The 17,609-nt window shown below is 68.2% G+C and carries 6 protein-coding genes; 1 reads left to right on the top strand and 5 read right to left on the bottom strand.

The genetic code is table 11. The features are described 5' to 3' along the window. Window positions 1-29: 29 nt before the first annotated feature. The 3 genes from ACIQPR_RS34715 to ACIQPR_RS34705 are packed head-to-tail and all read right to left on the bottom strand — an operon-like array spanning window position 30 to window position 12,114. Window positions 30-6,890: a polymorphic toxin-type HINT domain-containing protein gene (locus ACIQPR_RS34715; RefSeq protein WP_403656589.1), complete on the bottom strand. Its 6,861-nt coding sequence runs from the start codon at window positions 6,888-6,890 to the stop codon at window positions 30-32. Between the two features lie 32 nt (window positions 6,891-6,922). Continuing rightward, entirely contained in the window at window positions 6,923-10,543 is a 3,621-nt protein-coding gene (locus ACIQPR_RS34710) for a LamG-like jellyroll fold domain-containing protein (protein WP_403656587.1), read from the bottom strand. A gap of 14 nt (window positions 10,544-10,557) precedes the next feature. Further along, window positions 10,558-12,114, bottom strand: a complete 1,557-nt coding sequence (locus ACIQPR_RS34705) for a hypothetical protein (RefSeq protein WP_403656585.1) — start codon at window positions 12,112-12,114, stop codon at window positions 10,558-10,560. Between the two features lie 243 nt (window positions 12,115-12,357). On the opposite strand from ACIQPR_RS34705, the gene ACIQPR_RS34700 reads away from it, so the two are divergent. Continuing rightward, a complete protein-coding gene (locus tag ACIQPR_RS34700) occupies window positions 12,358-14,292 on the top strand; it encodes a glycosyltransferase family 2 protein (protein ID WP_403656583.1) in 1,935 nt (644 codons plus the stop codon). Window positions 14,293-14,297: 5 nt separating this feature from the next. Here the strand turns inward: ACIQPR_RS34700 and ACIQPR_RS34695 are convergent, their stop codons facing one another. Next, on the bottom strand, window positions 14,298-17,039 hold the full coding sequence (locus ACIQPR_RS34695; RefSeq protein WP_403656580.1) for a protein kinase: 2,742 nt from the start codon (window positions 17,037-17,039) through the stop codon (window positions 14,298-14,300). Between the two features lie 49 nt (window positions 17,040-17,088). Continuing rightward, entirely contained in the window at window positions 17,089-17,505 is a 417-nt protein-coding gene (locus tag ACIQPR_RS34690) for an ATP-binding protein (protein WP_403656577.1), read from the bottom strand. Window positions 17,506-17,609: the final 104 nt, after the last annotated feature.

The raw sequence follows: 17,609 nt of genomic DNA, 5'->3' as shown, positions 1-17,609 counted from the left end.
CTGCTCCCACCGGCGAACGCAAGGGAACCTCATCGATCGAATGGGAGTTCCATTTGAGTGTTGAGGAATGTTCGATCATTGTAGAGATTCCTTCCGTACCCCTCGATGCCGCTACTGAGTTTGATGCCCATCTTCTGAAACTGATCCTTGAATATGTGTTCCCGAATTCTGAGCGCAGTGTCATCACCACAGACATGAACACATATTGCATCGCTCTTGTCGTTGAGGCGCCCAAGACGTATGTGCTGATCCAGGCGCGTATCGAAATTCCCCGTCTTCCCGACGTATACGCTGCCTGGCTTGGTCAGGTCGTTGAAGACGTACACACCCTGGTTCTTACTGCAATTGTGAACCAGTACAGGCGTCTCGCCCGCCAGCACATAGTACGTGTGGAATTCACCGACAGTGAGGTTGTGAACAGTCGCCGAGGGAACCGTCCACCGCTTGATCGCGGTGATCTGGACCCGCGTGCCGGCACTGGTCCGAAGCCACTCGCCTGCCTTCAGATCCGTGGCGTCGATCCACTGACCCAGTTCGGGCACCCAGAAGGGATGTCCGTCCGTGGCCGTGACTGAAGAGGTCTTGGAACCCTTCTCGCCATCGGTGTCCACGGTGACCTTGACCAGGTGCTTCAGCCCCGCGCCCTTGATCTCCGCGGTGACTGTCTCGGCCTTCGTCTCACCGGTCTCGGCGTCCGTCGCCAGGACCTTGTCGCCGATGTCGACGTCTTCGATCTTCTTCGTGGTGCCGTCGGCCAGCAACACCCTTGTTTCCGGTGTGAAGCTGTTCTTCACCGCGCAGCTCGCGGCGTCCTCGGCCGCTTTAACCGCCTTCTTGCTCCTCTTCCAGTCCTGGAAGCTGTCCTTCAGCTTCATCCCGAGCCCGGCGATCCGCTTCGCCAGCGCAAACGCCTTGTCCGCTCGGAAGACGTACTTCGAGACGAGCCTGGCCAGCGGTCCGCCGCCGATGAGCGACGTGACGACGTTCGCCGCGGTCGCACCGCAAGACCCGAGGCTCCCCGTCGTGAAGCAGTCCAGTGCGTCCGTGATCCCCAGTTCGTCGGCGATGATCTTGCCGAGTTCCTTGGCGATCGCGATCGCCTTCGCCTTGGCCGCGTCCTCCTTCTCGCGGGCCTGGTCCGCCTTCGCCCTGGCCGGTGTGGACGTGTCCGTGGAACCGGTGCCGCTCTGGGTCTTGGTGGACCCGTTGCTGGAGGATCCCGAATTCGTGTACGACGTGTCCCCGGTGTTCTGGCCGTAGCCGTCACAGATGTCCTTCGGGCACAAGCCGCTGGGATCGCTCAGGGTGACGGGGTTGTTGTTGGCGTACGCGTACCCGTTGATCTGCTGTGGGTCGGAGTAGTCGACGATCGGGTCGGCCGAGATGAAGCGGCCCGTGTCGGAGTCGTACTCCCGCGCGCCCAGTGTCGTCAGACCCGTGGACGCCTGGATCGTGCCGCCCACGAACCCCTTGTCGTTGACCCAGCCCGTCGAGGAGGACGACGACGAGTCCCGCGCGTTGCCGAACGGGTCCGTACGACGGCGCGTCGTCGTGCCCGTCTTCGCGTCGACCGCCAGCTCGGCCGTGCCCTGGTGGTCCGAGGCGAGGAAGTGGACTCCGTCCGCCTCCCGCATCGCGACCGTCGCGCCACCGAAGGAGTAGTACCGGGTGGCCGTCACCTTGGACGTGGACTTCTCCAGGTGCAGCTCCATACCGGGCAGGTAGAACGTCTTCTCCGTCGGAGTGTCCTGGAGGACCCGCTCACCGTCCGCGTCGTACTTGTACGACGTCACCGTCCCGTCCGCGTTCGTGACCGTCGTCAACTCACCCTGCTTGTCCCAGGCCAGGGACTGGGCGTCACCGGACAGCACCCGCGTCGCCGTGTTGCCCGACGCGTCGTAGGTGTAGGTGTCCTGTGAGGTGACCTGCGGCGTCGTGGCCGTGGCGTCGGTCTTCGTCGTCACCGACGACACCGTGTGCGGGCCCGAGTCCGTACCGTTCGGGCCGGAGCCGTCACTGTAGGCGTACGAACGGGTCGATGTGGCCGTGCCGTTCAGGCCGTGCCGGGTCTCGCTCTGCCGATTGCCCAGCGAGTCGTAGCCGTACTCCGTCCAGAACGGCGAGATACCGCCGACCGTCGAGGAGGACGCGCCCGAGGAGCAGGCCGACTGCGTACTGCCCGTGCCGTTCGCCCCGTTCGGTGTCACCGAGGACGTCCATGCGTCGGTCAGTCGCTGAAGACCGTCGTACGCGAAGCACTGCACGTCGCTCGTGCCGCCGGTCGGCGTGTCCGCGATCGAGAGGACGTTGCCGGAGGCGTCGTACGTGTAGTCGGCGTCGTAGGCGACGCTCGATGCTCCCTCGACGTCCACACGCGAGTTGGTCAGCCGGTCGGTGCCCGCCTCGTAGGAGTTGGTGATCCACGTCTTCTTCGCCGTGGACTCACCTGTGTAGAGCTCCATCTGCTCCAGGTTCGACGTCGGCGAGTACGACGCGTCGGTTACGTAACTCAAGCCTCCGAGCGATGAGTTGAGACCCACCGGACGCTGGAGGTCGTCGTAGACGTACGCGAGCGCCTCGCCGGACAGGTCGCCCGCCGCGGGCAACCCCTCGCCCTGGACCAGGCCGTCGCGGTTGTACTGAGTGGTGTACTCGTAGGTGCCGCCGAGTTGCGGCTCGGCCGTCTTCGACAGGTAGTACTTCGTCGAGGTCGGCTTGAAGTCATTGGTCTCGTCGAGGACCGGATAGGTCACCGACGAGTAGACCGCGCCGTCCTTGTACGTGTAGACGCCGTACAACTCGCCCTTGGCGACCGTGTCGTACTTGGTCACCGAGAGCTTGGTGCCGGTGGTCGCCTCGCCCTGCCAGGTCGAGACCGCGCGCCCCAACTCGTCGTAGAGAGTCGAGGTCTTGTTGCCGTTGACCGTGACCGACGTCGGGCGGTCCAGGTCGTCGTACGTATAGGACGAGGAACCCGTGTCGGGGTCGACCGCCGTCTTCTGGCGGCCCAACTGGTCGTATGTGTAGGACCAGTTGTTGCCCTGGTCGTCCGTGACCTCCGTCAGCTGACCGGCCGGGTTGTAGTCGTACGACGTGGCGATCGCGGGGCCGTCCGTCGGGTACGCGACCTGGGCCGTGGTCAGGTCCCGGCCGTTGGTGACCACCGTCGTCTTCGTGCCGCCGGCCGGCGGGGTCGTCGTGACGCGGTCGCCGCCGTACGCGTATGTCGTGCGGTACTTCTCCGTGCCCTGGACCTTGAAGACCGAGGCCGTGGCGCGGCCCGCTCCGTCGTACTCCGTGACCGTCGTCGCGTCCAGGTCGGCGTCGACCGGGTCGAACAGTGTCGAGGACGGGGCACCCGCGGCGTAGTAGGTGTCGTTCACCCGCACCACGCGGCCGGAGCCGTCGTAGAGCGTGTCGGCGACCATACGGCCACCGCCCGCGCCCTGCGTCTGATCCTGACGTGGCCTCAGATAGCCGTCGTACAGCGACCATTCACTGCCGTACGTCGCCCCGTCGGCCTGGATCTTCTGCGTGTGGACGGCGGTCGGGCCGTCGCTCCCGCGCACCAGGTACTCGTACTTGAGCGAGGCCGTGAAGCTCGACGCCTTGGGGCGGTCCGGGAGCCAGACCGACACCAGGCGGCCGAGACCGTCGTAGGCGAGGTCCGTGCGCTTGCCGTTCATGTCGACCTTGGCACTCGCCAGGCCCCACTGCGGCGCGTACTCGGTCGACGTGGTCCAGCCGTCGATGTTGGTGACCGTCGACTTGGTGGCCAGGCCGTAGGTGTCCGTGTAGGTGGTGGAGGACGTGTACTGCGTCGACGAGGACGCCGTCGTCGCGTCCTTCGCCACCAGCGGACGGCCGTAGACGTCGTACGTCGTCACGGCGGTCGTCTGGTAAGTCGCCGTCGTGCCGCTGTACGCCGAGAGCCGCTTCGTCGTGGTCACGTCGCCCTTGGTGGGGGCCGCGCCCAGCGTCGTCGAACCGTCGTAGTACGTCAGGTCGTCGGAGATGACGTCCTTGGTGCGGTCGGGGGTCGAAGCGCAGTCGACGCCGACCTTCTCCACCCGAGAGACGTACGAGTACAGGTGCAGGCTCGCGCTGTCCGCGTATTCGGTGCGGGTGCACTGGTTGTCGGCGACACCCAGCTCACCGTCGTCGTCGACCTGGGTCGCGCGGCCGGTCGAACCGTCGTATGTCGTCGTCGACTTGGTGTGGCGCCAGCCGCCCGCCGCGAGCGCGGTGTACGTGTCCGTCGAACCCGTCGCCATATAGCGGGACTTGCGAGTACCCCAGCTCTCCGTCTGGGTCCCAGTCACGTTCGTCCACGGCACCGTCACCGACTTCTCGGTGATGGCCGAGCCGTTGTAGGTGACCGTCTCCAGCTCCTGGCCGGCCTTCCAGTCGGTGTCCTCGTAGGAGACACCGTTGGAATCGGTGACCGTCGCGGAGCGGGAGTCGCCGTCCTTGTCGACATCACCGTCGAGACCGCGGAAGAAGACGTGCTCGGTCTTGGTGTTGGCCGCGGAGTTGGTGCCGTCGGAGGTGACGACGGTGACCTTGCCGTAGCCGCGCCAGTCGCTCCAGGTGCGGTCCTCGTCCTTGGTGATGCCGTCTGCGGGGTTCTTTCGCCAGCCCGCGTCACCCGAGTACGTGTACGACGTGACCTGGTCGGCGGTGTCGCCGGTGAGGTCGGTCTGGACGACCGAGGCGACCGCGTACTTGTGGAACCAGTCGACGATCGTGTCCGTGGCACCCGGCGGAATCCACTTCACCGGAAAGCAGCGCTTGGTGGAGGAGTCTTCGGCCGGGACGGTGCTAGGTGTGCACTGCGTGTCGGCGTAGTTGACGCTGAGCGCGCCGCCCGTCTCGTTCTTCACGCCGGAGAGGCGGAAACGGTAGAAGGGCTGGAGGTTGTCGCCGGTGGTGTCCACACGGTTGGCCAGCTGGGTTCCGTAGAGCTCGACGGAGGGCACGGACACGTCGGTGCCGACCTTGCCCGTGTGGTCGATCTTGCTCAGCCACAGGGACTTGGAGCCGTCGCCGTTGTCGGTGAAGACGTGGGTGAGACTCCACTCGTCGACCGGGGTGTAGGTCGCGTCACCGGTGCGGATCTGCGTGGTGACCTTCGTCAGTTCCTTGCGGGTCCAGAACGTCGGTGAGTTCTGACCGGGGCACTTCGTGTCCACCTTGCAGTTCTGGTCCCAGGGGACGTCCGGCCAGTCGGCGGCCGTGGAGTCCGTGAGCGCTCCGGCGGAGCAGTCCGTCAGGGAGCCGATGCAGCGCTCGGCGGTGGTGAAGACGACCTGCGCGGCCGGCTTGGTGGAGTAGACCGCGCCCGCGCGCTGACCGTAGTCGATGCGCTTGAGGTAGCCGCCGCGGATGTAGGCCTTGCCGTTCTCTGTGGTCTTGAGGCCCTGCGTGTAGTAGTTCGTCTCAGTGCCGTAGTAGTACGACATGACGTCACCGTGCGAGTCGACGACGTAGTCGAGGTTCCAGCGCCAGGCCTGGGTGCAGTAGGCGTCCGCGAACGTCGCGTTGTAGCAGGGCTCGCCCGAGTCGTCGCCGTAGACCGGAGCTGTCCACGTAGAAGCCGTCTGCTCGTTGCCGCTGGCATAGCCGGGCAGTTGGTTGAGGCCGAAGTAGTACTGGGTGCCGTCGCCGGTCGTGACCCTCCAGTACTCGCCGTTGTTGTCGCCGTTGGTGGCGCCGGTCAGGTGCTCGACCTTGGAGTTGTCGTCGGAACTGATCCGCCACTCGCCGGTCGTGTCGTCCTTGATCAGCTGGCCCGAGGTGCCGCCGGAGAGGGAGATCGTGGCGTTGTCGTACGCCCAGCACTGGTCGCCGTTGGTGTCGTCGTGACCGTCGTCGGCGCACGCCTTGTAGCTGCGTTCGATATAGCCGGGGTCGTAGGAGAAACCCTGGCCGATCCACGAGCCCTGGTTGTTGGTGGTGGCCGTCTGGCCGTCTATCGACTGGGAGTTGTAGCTCAGACCCACGGTCGGCTGGAGGCCGCCGGGAACCGGTGGGGTCGTTATCGGGTAGCTCCAGGTGAACGCCCCTGACGAGGTATCCACCCCCCACTGGGAGGACGCGGACAGGCTCGTCGCCTTGTAGTCGCCGCCTTCACCGCCGCTGCTCGCGGTGGCCGCGAGGACGGTGGCCGAGGACGAACTCGTGTCCGCTTCCAGGAGTTGGGCGGAGGGTCCCGAGGTGTCGCCCGCGGCCTGGACCGTCGCCGAGAGTGTCTGCTTCGCCGCGTTGTTGCTGCTCTTCAGGTGCGTCGGGGTCGAGCAGGTCTTCTTCTCCGGCGTCGTCAGAACACACTCGGGGTACTGGACGAGGTGGAGGCGTGAGCCGTAGCCGCCGCCGTAGGCGTCCGCGAAGTCCGAGTAGTCCAGGCTGACTTGGGCCGCGCCCTCGGCTGCGCTGCCGTCGGTGCGGGCCACGGTGAACAGGACGCCGTCCACGCCCGCCGCCTGGGTCGCCTTACGGTCGAGAACCTGGACGCGGACGGAGTCGGCCGCCTTCGTGCCGTCGGCCGCCTTCGCGGTGAGCGGCAGCCCCTCGGCCTTGGCCGCCTTCGCGGAGAGGGTGACGTCGGCGCTGCCCGCCGCCGGCCAGTGCGTCGTATCGGCCTTCTTGACGGCCGCCTTCTTGGCCTGGTCGGTCTTCTTGAAGGTCTTGGCCGTGGCGTTCTTGCCCCGGACCGGGTCGTCGAGGTTTGTCTGGGTCTTCGGCTTGGTCAGACCCGTGTCGGCCGTGGCATCGGGCGCGTACTGCGGGAGCAGACCGATGGACAGCGCCAGCCCGAGGACCAGCGCCGCCCGTCTGCGACCGCTCCGCCAGACCGGTCTCGTGGACCGGTACCAGGGAGACTGGGACATCAACTCTCCTAGTTGATAAGGGGAACGGCCGGTCAGGCCGAGGTCTCGTCGATGCTGTCGCCGCCTGGCAACACCGCGACGAGCGCGACCAGTGAGGCGTCCAACGGCCCTTGGTAAAGGCGGACTTCGTCCACGGCGCCGGAGAAGTACTCGCTCGCCGTCGTACCGGTCAGCGTGCGGCCGACCTGGAGGCTCGTCGTGCTGAAGTCCCAGGTGTTGTCCCAGGAGGCGTCGGCCACCGCGGTGCCGTTGACGTAGAGGAGCACGTCTCCGAAGACCGCGTTGTAGACCAGCGAGAGGTGGTCCCCGTCGCCCTGCGAGCTCGGCGGATCGGCGCTGTCGAGGAGCGAGGTCGTCACCGGGGTCGCCGAGTCGGCGGAGGTCACCACGAGCTGCCAACGGGAGCTGGCCGCAAGGTATTTGACCCTGATTGCACTCCCGTTGGCGCCGGTGAGCGACAGCACCGTCTCGTCCGCGGCCGGGTTCGCGGAGGCGAGCCGGGCGCGGGCGGTGAGGGTGAAGCTGTCCTGGGCGGTGAGCGGTCCGGTGGCCGCGCGGGTGGCGTAGGCGTCGGTGCCGTTCAGTACCAAGTGCCCGTCGCCCCAGAGGGGTTCGGCGGGAGGCAGACAGTCAGGGTCGGCTTCCGGGTCGCAGGAGTCGTCGGGTACGTAGACGGAGGCGCCGCCCCCCAGAGTCAGCCCGGTACCGCCACTCGTCTCCGGAGAGACGCCGCCCGAAGCGGAATCGAGCTGCCAGTAAGCGAGTTGGTGCGGCTGGATGCCGCCGAGTTCCTGGCCCTCGGCGGCAGGGACGACCCGGTCGTGCAGCTTGACGTCGGCGACGCTCCCCTTGAGGTTGTTCGTGTAGCCGTCGAGAGCGAGCTTGCGGCCGATCTGCACACCGCCGGTCGCGCTCCACGTGGTGTGGCGGGCCTGCACGTCGTCTGCGACGAGGACGCCGTTGACGTAGAGCATCATCTTGCCGAGTTCGGCGTCGTGGACCCCGATGAGGTGGGTCCAGCTCCCCGCGACGGCCGCCGCGCCGGAGACCTTCCAGGTGCCGAGCGACTCCATGTCGCTGACGGGGATGCGGAAGGTCCACGACGCTGTGTCGACGTCGTAGCCGAGTTCGAAGCCGGGCTGCGCGGTGCCGTCCTGGCTGACGACGGTGACGTTCTCGGTGGGCAGCGTCGGCAGCATGACCCAGGCGCTCACCGAGAAGGTCTTGCCGGTGTCGACGCCGGCCGTGCCGGCGTCGAGGTAGGCGTTCTCCGTGCCGTCGAAGGAGGCGGCGGTGTCGGTGGCGCCGAGGGGCCCCTCGGCGCCGAAGGCGACCCCCGAACCGGCGCTCGCGTCAGGTGTGCCGCTGCTGCCGGCCGCCTTCGTCGAACCCTTGGCATCTCCGAGGGTCCATCCGGCGACGGGGGCGCGGCCGTCGCTGACCAGGAAGATGTGGACGGTCGGTGTCTTCTGTGCGTTGCCCGCGCCGTCGACCGCGGTCACGTGCAGGGCGTACGTGCCCTCGCTCGGCGGCATCCAGCGGACGGTCGCCGGGCCACCGGTGGACTCGGCGGCCACCGTCTTCTTCGTGTTGTCGGCCTGCGGGCCGGTGAAGTAGTAGGAGTACGCCGTCACGTCGGTGGACGGGGAGTCCATGGTGAAGTTCCCGTAGTCGCCGACTCCCGTGTGCCAGGCCTCGTCGTCCGGGTACTCGGTCGAAGTGATCGTGGCCGACGTGGGCTTGGAGGTGTCGTAGATGAACTCGCAGCGGGTCTGATCCCCGTCGGTGGACCAGGCACCGTACGCCTGCTGGTCGTAGCCGCGTACCGCCCAGGCGACGGTGGTGTTCGACGGGACGGTGAAGCCCGCCTCGCCGTCACCCGAGACATCGCTGCCGACGGTGTAGAAGAACGTGGCCACGCCCGTCTGTTCACTCCAACTGGAGTCGACCGTCGACTTCTTGGCCGTCATCGCGTAGTGCGTGACCGTGTTGCCGGAGCCGTCGGTCCACCAGACCTTGAACTGTGCCTGCAAGGTCTCGGAGTTGGAGCCGGTGTCGCCGTGGTCGTAGTCCCTGATCACAACGGAGACACGCGGCGCTGCGGTGACGTAGTGCTCGGTGGCACTGCCGTACTCGCAGGTTCCGCCCGGTTTCATCTGGAGGTCGCCCTGGACCGGCTCCAACGGCGGTCGGTTGTAGGTGACTTCGAGGTGCGCGTTGCCGCAGAAGCGGCGCCAGTACGAAGTGTCGGACTCGCTGCCCGCTTTGAGGCGGAACGTGGTGGTGTCCCAGCTGGCGTCGGCCGCCTTCTGGACGGTGCCCTTCACATCGAAGCGAACGTTCTGGTTGGTCGAAGTGCAGGAGCCCGCAGTCTGCGTGGTCGACTGGGTGTCGATCGTCTCCTTGGAGGAGGGCTGGTTCGACCAGTTCGTGGCCGAGCTGATCGCGCTCGCACCCGTGCTGTTGACCCGGGCCAGTTGCACGTCACGGGCGGAGGAGCTGTAGGTGAAGACCTGCGTCACCGCGAACTCGGCGCTGACGATGTCCTTGCCCTCGAAGGTGCCGGTCGGGATGGCGAAGAACTGCCGCTTGACGTCGGAGGAACTGGAGCAGCGGGCGGACACGTCGGAGGGGCACAGGCCCACGCCCTCGTCGTCGTCGAACTTCCAGAACTCGGAGGTGGAGTAGTGCGAGGACACCATGGTCCAGGCGCTGCGGCTGGCCGTCTTGACCACGGGGTCGATGTAGACCGGGTAGACGGTGTCCGCGTCAGTGAGCAGATCCGCGTTCGGGGTGAGCGTCATCGTGTCCGAGGAGACGTCCACACCGACGTCGGCGATCTGGGCCCCCTCGGGAGGTGTCTGGGTGCTCTCCGCCGCAGCGGGCGCCTGTTCCGTGCCGTGGCTGGAGTCCCACATCACGGGCTGCGGTGCCTCGAAGACCGCGCCGCCGGCGCCGGGGTCGGTGGCGGTGAGCCCGCCGTGCCAGTCCTCGGCGAGGGTCACCGAGTCGGTGTCGAAGGGGAGTTGGAGCTCGGTCAGCGCCGGGTCGGCCGCCGCCTTCGCGGTCTTGACCACCAGCACGTGCGAAAACCCCTCGGCACTGGCGGTGACCTTGAGGTCGACGCCGTCCAGGACGTTCGGGTACGTGGCGGTCGAGCCGTCGATCTTCGGCGCGGGCAGTCTCGTCGGCCAGTCGAGGGAGAGCGCGTGGCCGTCCTTCTCGATGGTGGCGAACGTCGTGCCACCGCCGCCGGAGAAGGACATCGCGGTGAGCGCGGCCTTCGGGGCGAGGGTGCCGTTCCGCTGCCGGACCAGTGTCGTGTCGATGTCCGTCCACCTGCCGTCGACGCGGGTGCGGACGGCCTGGACGTACTCGGTGGTGGTGAAGGTCCCGTCGGGATTGGCCACTGTGGTGCTGTGTTCGTCCCGCAGACTCGTGATCTCGACGGACTTGCCGGACTTCATCGCCCTGGTCTGAGCGGCGTTCGAGGAGAGGGACGAGCCGCCGCTCCCGTCGGTGCCGCTCGCGCCGACCGGCGCCGTGCGCTCGGCCGCGGGGGCGGGGACGGCCGACAGGCCGGGGGTCAGCAGGGCCGCGACGGCGAGGGCTACCGCCAGGCGGCGGTGACCGGACCGGGTACGGGTGTTCATCGTGGTGCGCCTTCTCATTGGATCGCCCCGAGCGCCGCGCCGGTGTCCGGCAGACCGCCCGTGCCCGGCTGGTAGGTGGTGGTGCCGACGCTCGTGGTGCCGTCGACGTCCGTCCAACGCGTGACGTAGAGGACGCCCTTGGACGTGTCCGAGGCCTTGCTGTACGGCACGCCGACGTAGAGGTTGGTGTTGCCTGCCCCGAGCGCGATACCGGTGTAGTCCCGGGCCGTCGCTGAGCCGGGCAGCCCCGAGCCCCGGGTCAGCACCTTGTCGGCCGCGCCGATGTTCGCGTCGAGTGGCCGGTAGATGTGGACATCGCCCGCGTCCTTGACCGTGGCCGTGTCCTTGCCCGGCTCACCGACGGCCAGGCGCACGTTCGCCGAGACGGTCACGACGCTGGTGTCGGTATTGGCGATCGCCACCCGCTGGCCCATGAAGTCACCGGCGGCCGCGTCGCCCTCGGCGTCCGTCGCGTTGCCGTCGACCGCTGCAACCTGGGTGTACGCGCCGGATGGCTGGACCCGTACGACCGTGACACCGCCGGCGTCCGCCAATGTCCCGATGTCCTCGCCCGGCACTCCGACGGCGAGCAGCACATCGGAGTTGTACGTCTGGTCGCTGGGCCGGTAGCCGGTGACGGAGACCGAGGTTCCGAAGCCGTCACCGGCTTCCGCCACGCCGGAGATCCCGGCGCTGTTCTGATCCAACCCCAGAAGTGGCGTGGGCATGCCATCCGAGAGAGTGTGGCTGAAGACCGCCACCCCGCCGGCGAACTCCTCGTCACCGATGGCCTCTCCCGGGCTGCCGACCGCGAAGTAGCGGTTGGTCCCGGCCAGCGAGTAGCCGAACCTGTCGTTCGTCTCGACATCGCCGGGCACTCCCGGGTCCTTCTCGGTGATGCCGATCGTGGTGGTGCCCTGCCGGTACTCGATGGAGCCCGCGTCCGCGTAAGTGGTACTGCCCACGGGGACGTTCTCACCGGGGACCCCGACGACCAGATACGGCGTACCGCTCGCGTTCGTGCCCGCCTCCAGGGCGTAGCCGAACCAGTCGTACGCCTCGGTGGTGCTCTTGGAGTTGAAGGCGGTCTGGGTGTATCCCTCGATCGTGGAGCCCGCACCGATGCCGGTGGGCATGCCGTGGATGACGTAGACCGCCCCGGCGTCGACGAGGTTGACGCCGTCCTTCACGACGTCCTCGGTCGGTGTTCCCACCACCAGGTCGGTGCAGCCGTCGCCGTCGGCATCGTAGGTGTCGTAGGCGGCTCCGAAGCCGTCACCTGCCTCTGGCGTCGCGGACATCCCTGGCGTGGCCTGGGATATCTCGGACACCCCCTTGCCGCCCCCGAGGACCACTCGGACGAGTCCTGCCTGCTTGGCTCCGTTCACCGTGGCATCCGGGTCCGCAAGCACCGTGTCGGTCACGCCGTCGCCGTTGAAGTCGTTCGCCGTCCCCGCCGTGCACGTGGCCGCCACCGCCGGTGGCGATGCCAGTGTCACGACCCCCATCGCGGCCAGGAACAGACCGGCCAGACCGGCCAGCCCCCCGGCTACATGCGTACGCGTACGCACACCCCACCCCTCGTTGGCCTTACAAGGGCGCCAAGGTAAGACGACCCCGTGAATGACGTAAGAGGAGACTAAATACGAGTTAAATAAAGACCGTCAAGACCATTTCAGGAACCGACTGTACATAGCAATCACACAGAGTGTGACCAACCCCGCCTCCAGGGCGAAAGCCGCACCCCTCACATCTCAAGGCAAGTCGGCAAGCTTCAGTTCACCATGGTTTCACCGCCGGGTAAGGTCCGTGGAATGCCGAGAGTCAAAGTCAGCGTGATCGTCCCCGTCTACAACACCGGGAAGTACGTCGACGAGTGCGCACCGTCGCTGCTAGGGCAGAGCCTGCCCGCCGACGAGTACGAGGTCATCTACGTCGACGACGGCTCGACGGACGACACCCTGAGCCGCCTGGAGAAGATCGCGGCCGGGCACCCCAACGTCCAGGTGCACACACAGCCCAACTCGGGCTGGCCCGGCGCCCCTCGCAACCTAGGCATGCGGCACGCCCGGGGCGAGTACATCCAGTTCGTCGACCACGACGACACGCTCGGGTCCGAGGCCCTTGAGCGACTGTACGAGCACGCGAAGCGGAACGACGCCGATGTGGTCCTGGGCAAGATGTCCAGCACGATGGTGCGGCCGAGGCGGCTGTTCCGGCACACGGTGGACTCCTGCACGATCGAGAACGACGAGCTGACGCAGAGCATGTCGCCGCACAAGATGTTCCGGCGGGCGTTCGTCGAGGAGCACGGGCTGCGCTTTCCGGAAGGACCATGGATTCTTGAGGATCTGGCCTTCGTCAGCGCCGCTTATCTCAAAGCGGAACGCATTTCTATCCTTGCCGACTATCCGGTCTATTACTGGATGAAAAGGGATGACGGCGGCAACAACACCCAGCACCGCTTCAACCCACGCCACGGTTTCTGGCCGAACACCCGCACCATCGTGCGTCAGATCAAGGACGGCACGTCCGCGTCCGACGACATCGACGCGCTGCAGAACCGGCTCCTCCACCGTCTCTATCACGTGGAGATCCTCTCTCGCACCCGCGAGCCGGAGATCCTCCGTGAGGATCCGGAGGAGCAGCGGCAACGGTTCGCGGCGGCGCGGGAGGTGGCGGTCGAGGAGTTCCCGGCAGCCGTACGCGATGGTCTCCCCGCCGTGTCACGACTGCGCGCGGAATTGCTGGAACGCGGCGACTTCGACGGTGCCGTCGCCCTCGCGGAGCGTGTCCGCGAGGTGAAGGTCCGCAGCGAGGTCGGCGAACTCAGCTGGGAAGACGGCCTCTTGGTTGCTGACGTCACGCTGGATCTGCTGCGCGAGGACGGCGAACCCCTGGTACTCGTCGAGCGGGCGGGAAAACATTGGCTGGATCCGGAGTTGATCGCCGGAGTGCCGGGGACCGAGGACGGCTGGGAGGTACCGGACCCATTCCGGCGGGCGTACGCGGAACTGATCGTCAAGGACCGGGACCGCGAGGACTGGTGGTACCCGGAGGGCGACCTGAACGTACGACTGAAGTCCCTCGGGGACGGGCGTTCGCAGGTGATCGCCTCCGGCCGTCTGCGTCTGGACCCCGAACGGCTCGCGGGCGGGCGGCCGTTGGAGCGCGGCGTGCACGACGTGTGGGCGTACGTCCAACTTTTGGGCGTGGACCGAATGGTGCGGGTCACCACCCGTGACAGCGGCACCGGCAGCCCGGCCGCGGACCCGGCGCTGACCGGCGGCCGGCTCGCCCTTCCGTACTGGACGGTCAAGGGCCAACTCGCCCTCGATGTCGACCAGCGGCTGCGCAGACTCGGCCCGGACACGGCACCGGCCGCCGCGCAGAACACCGCACGCGGCAAACGCTCCATCCCGTTGCCGTACATCGTGACGACACCGACCGCCGCCCCCGCCCGCGTGAAGGTCACAGTGGCGACCCTCTCGGTCCAGGCCGACCTCCTGCCCACCCCCGAGGGCACGACCGCCTACCTCCGCCTCCCCGCCCGCCTCAAACTCCCCTCCGGCCGCCACCCGGTCAACCTCCCCAAGACGGCCAAGCCGCTGGCCTACGCCGTCGTCCGGGACGGGACGGTGCTGCGCGTGGAGGGCCCGGCCTACGAGGCGGGCGGCGGACGCCGCTTCCTCGACGCGGTGGTGGACAGCCGTCAAGTGCGGCGGGTGCGCGGGAAGTTGGGGCGTTAGGGCGGTCAGGGTCGTCGGGCTCCGACCGGCGCTTCGAGGTCTGTCTCCTGTTGGGCCTCCGGTGTCGCGGCGAGCTGTTCCAGGAAGCGTTCGGGGTTCTGCGGGCGGGCCGCCGGGGAGCGGGACAGCATCCGGCCGAGCAGCGAGCGGAGTTCGTCCGAGACGAGCAGGGCGTCCACGGACACGTCGGTGTGCACGATCTCGTAGATCACCTCGTGCGCCGAGGACGCGTTCCACGGCTGGGCGCCCGACAGGCACTGGTACAGCAGGATGCCCAGGGTGTAGATGTCCGTCCTGATGTCGGCGGGGTTGCCGAGCGCCTGTTCCGGTGCCATGTAGCCGGGTGTCCCGATCACCATTCCGACGAGGGTGACGTCCCGGTCGTCGATCTGCGGCCGGGCGATGCCGAGGTCGATGATCACGGCGCCCCGCTCGGGATGGAGCAGGACGTTGCTCGGCTTGAGGTCGATGCGGGAGATGCCCATGCTGTCGATGAAGGCGAGCGCCTCGCCCAGTTGGCGGCCGATCCGCGCGACCGCTCCCACCGGGAGCGCGCCGCGCTCGCTCAACACGTCGTGCAGCGAGGGCCCTTCGACCAGTTCCATGATGAGGGCGGGCTCCGTGCCGGCGGACTCCAGGACGTCGAGGGTGCGGACGATCTGCGGGTGGTTCAGCTGCCGGCTCACCTCGGCCTCCCGCTGGAACCGCGCCACCATGCGTTCGTCGTTGCGCGCGGAGCGGTGCATCACCTTGATGGCGACGGCCCGGCCGGTGAGCAGGTCCAGGCCCCGGTAGACGGCGCCCATCCCGCCCTGGCCCAGGAGGCTGGACATCTCGTAGCGCTCGGCGAGCACCCCGACGGCGGGCGTGGTGGGGTCGGGGGTGTCCGGCGGAGCGGCGTCCGGTGGGGCGGCGCCCATCCGGCCGGTGCCCGGCGACATGGTGGTCGGCGGGGCGGCGCCCAGTGGCCCGGTGCCCGGCGGGGCGGTGGTCGGCGGGCCGATCGGTGCCGGGTCCGCACCGGCCCGGCGCGCGTCCGCACCGGGCGGGACGAAGGGCCACGGGGCGCCGGTGCCGGCCGCGGTCGGGTCGTAGGGCCCCGGGCCCGGCGGCGGGGAGACGATCCCCAGATCCGCGCGTTCGCTCTCGCTGCTGTGGACGAAGCGCGCCAGTTGGCGCTTGTAGGTGTCCGAGAGCTTGTAGTACGCCAACGCCGACTCGGCCCCGCCGTACCGCGTGGCGTTGGGCCGGCCCGGCTCGCTCACCACGTCGAGCATGCCCGCCCGCACCAGATGGCGCAGCAGCCGCTCCACCGCGGGCGGGGTCATGTGCAGCAGCGGATCGATCCCCTCCGGGCCCGTGACGTCGGTCGAGGTGAACGGTCTGCCCTCGCTGCGCAGCGCCCAGTCCACGACGTGGTACCCGCCGAGCCGTCTGCGGTCGCCGTCGATCGCGACGGGCGCGGCCGAGCCGTTGGACCCGACGGCGGTGATCGTCTGCGACACGACCGCCTCCAGCCGGGCGTAGAAGTCGATCCGCGCCCACTCCTCCTCCGCCACGCTCAGCACGGGTGAGCCGTCCTCCCACGCCACCACGGAGTTGAACTCCTGGAGCAGCCGGCGCGGGACGCCACGGGCCTTGAAGCTGAGGTAGCTGATGAAGCGGGCGAGCCGGGTCTCGTCCAGGTCCGCCCGCGAGAGGGCGTACGTGACGTCGGGGCCGTAGGGGAGGGGAACAGGGGCGGGAGCGAGCGCCGGTGGGCCCCAACCACCCTGGTCCGGCCGGGGTGTTGAGCCGTTCTGCCCCGCCTGCACCAGTCCGCGTACGAGCCGGTCGGGCGCGTCCCAGAGGCAGGGGACGTACATCCGCCATCCGAAGACGCTCTCGTAGACGCCGTTGCCGCGGTCGGAGTCCTGGAGGGCGCGGTCGTGCAGATCGGGGCCGGCCACCACGATGAAGTGGGCGCCGCGTGCGGTGAGTACGTTCTTGATGCGGCCCAGCAGCGCTTCGAAGAGGGCGATCGGTTCGGGTCTGTTGTCGGTGAGCTTGTCGACCTCGTCGAGGACGACGACCGGATGCACCCGCAGCCGCGCCGTCTCCCGTCCACGACGTCTCAACAGCCGTCGGCCGCGCCGATGTTGATGGTAGGGCCGGCCCTCGATGCCGTTGAGCAGATGCACGATCCGGACCAGGTCGTGCTCGACGTCCGTCTCGGAGTAGGCGAGGAACGCCGCCTCCGTCGCCTGCGACCTGGTCCTACGGCCGCTGAAGCTCATCGTGGGCGCCAGCCGGTGCTGCGGGGAGAGCCCGAGCGAGGTGGCCCGCTCCGAACTCTCCGACTGGGTCTGGGTGAACGACAGCGAGGTCCGCGAGTACGCCAGCAGCAGCGAACGCTGCACCTCGCGCGGCAGCCGGGCCAGCAGATCCCGGTCGTCCAGGGACTCGAAGATGCGCCGGACGACGGCGAACAGCAACTGGTCGGTCGTCATGGCGCGCGCCACGTTCAGGTGCACCACGAGCAGTTCGTCACCGCCGCCCCACGCGCCCATGGTCTCCGCCAGCGCACGCAGCACCAGGGTGGACTTGCCGACCCCGCGGAAGCCGCTCACCAGAAAGGCGCCGCCGTGCGAATAGGTCAGCCGCTCCTTCAGCGCCTCGACCAACGCCTCGTGCCCGAGCGCCGGAATGGCCGCGTCACCGGCCGGAAGCGGCTCATGGATGTACCGGAACTGCCGGTGTAGCGGCATGTGCAGCACGACATCGCCCCCGAGACCGCTCCTTCGCCGTACATCCAGCTTAGAACGCGGTCGCCGCCTCGGCAGGTGCCTCGGCGCACTCGAACTCGGCCCACACGAGTTTGCCCAAGTCCCGTTCCCCCACACCCCACTTGTCGGCGAGCGCGGCGACGAGCAGCAGCCCGCGCCCGCCCTCGTCGCCGTCCTCGGCCCGGCCCACGTGCGGGACACCGCCCCCGCTGTCGTGCACCTCGACCCGCAGCACCCGGCCGTCGTAGCACAGGAACACCCGGAACTGACGCCCCGGCGGCACCCCGTGCACCAGCGCGTTGGTCGCCAACTCGCTGACGCACAGCAGTACATCGCCGCCGCGCTCGGCTTCGGCGAGTCCCCACTCGGCGAGGAACGCGTGCGCGAAGCGCCTGGCGGCGGGCACGGACCGGCGTTCGCGCCGGAAGAACTTCTCACTCGGGTTCACGGGACAAGAGTTGCGGAGCGTCACTACTGTTGACAGGGCGTGAGGGCCGTATCCGTTTTTGTACGGGCGGAGTACGGGTCCGTGTGGGGTCCGGAACGGGTGGA

The sequence above is a fragment of the Streptomyces sp. NPDC091280 genome, from assembly GCF_044768565.1.
Taxonomy (GTDB): Bacteria; Actinomycetota; Actinomycetes; order Streptomycetales; family Streptomycetaceae; genus Streptomyces.
The sequence above is the reverse complement of the archived record's forward strand: the minus strand, read 5'-3'. Positions and strand labels throughout refer to the sequence as shown.

Excerpts from the sequence above, each read along its gene's own strand:
- ACIQPR_RS34715 (WP_403656589.1), bottom strand. The coding sequence starts at position 6,890 with ATGTCCCAGTCTCCCTGGTACCGGTCCACGAGACCGGTCTGGCGGAGC.
- ACIQPR_RS34710 (WP_403656587.1), bottom strand. The coding sequence starts at position 10,543 with ATGAACACCCGTACCCGGTCCGGTCACCGCCGCCTGGCGGTAGCCCTC.
- ACIQPR_RS34700 (WP_403656583.1), top strand. The coding sequence starts at position 12,358 with ATGCCGAGAGTCAAAGTCAGCGTGATCGTCCCCGTCTACAACACCGGG.
- ACIQPR_RS34695 (WP_403656580.1), bottom strand. The coding sequence starts at position 17,039 with ATGCCGCTACACCGGCAGTTCCGGTACATCCATGAGCCGCTTCCGGCC.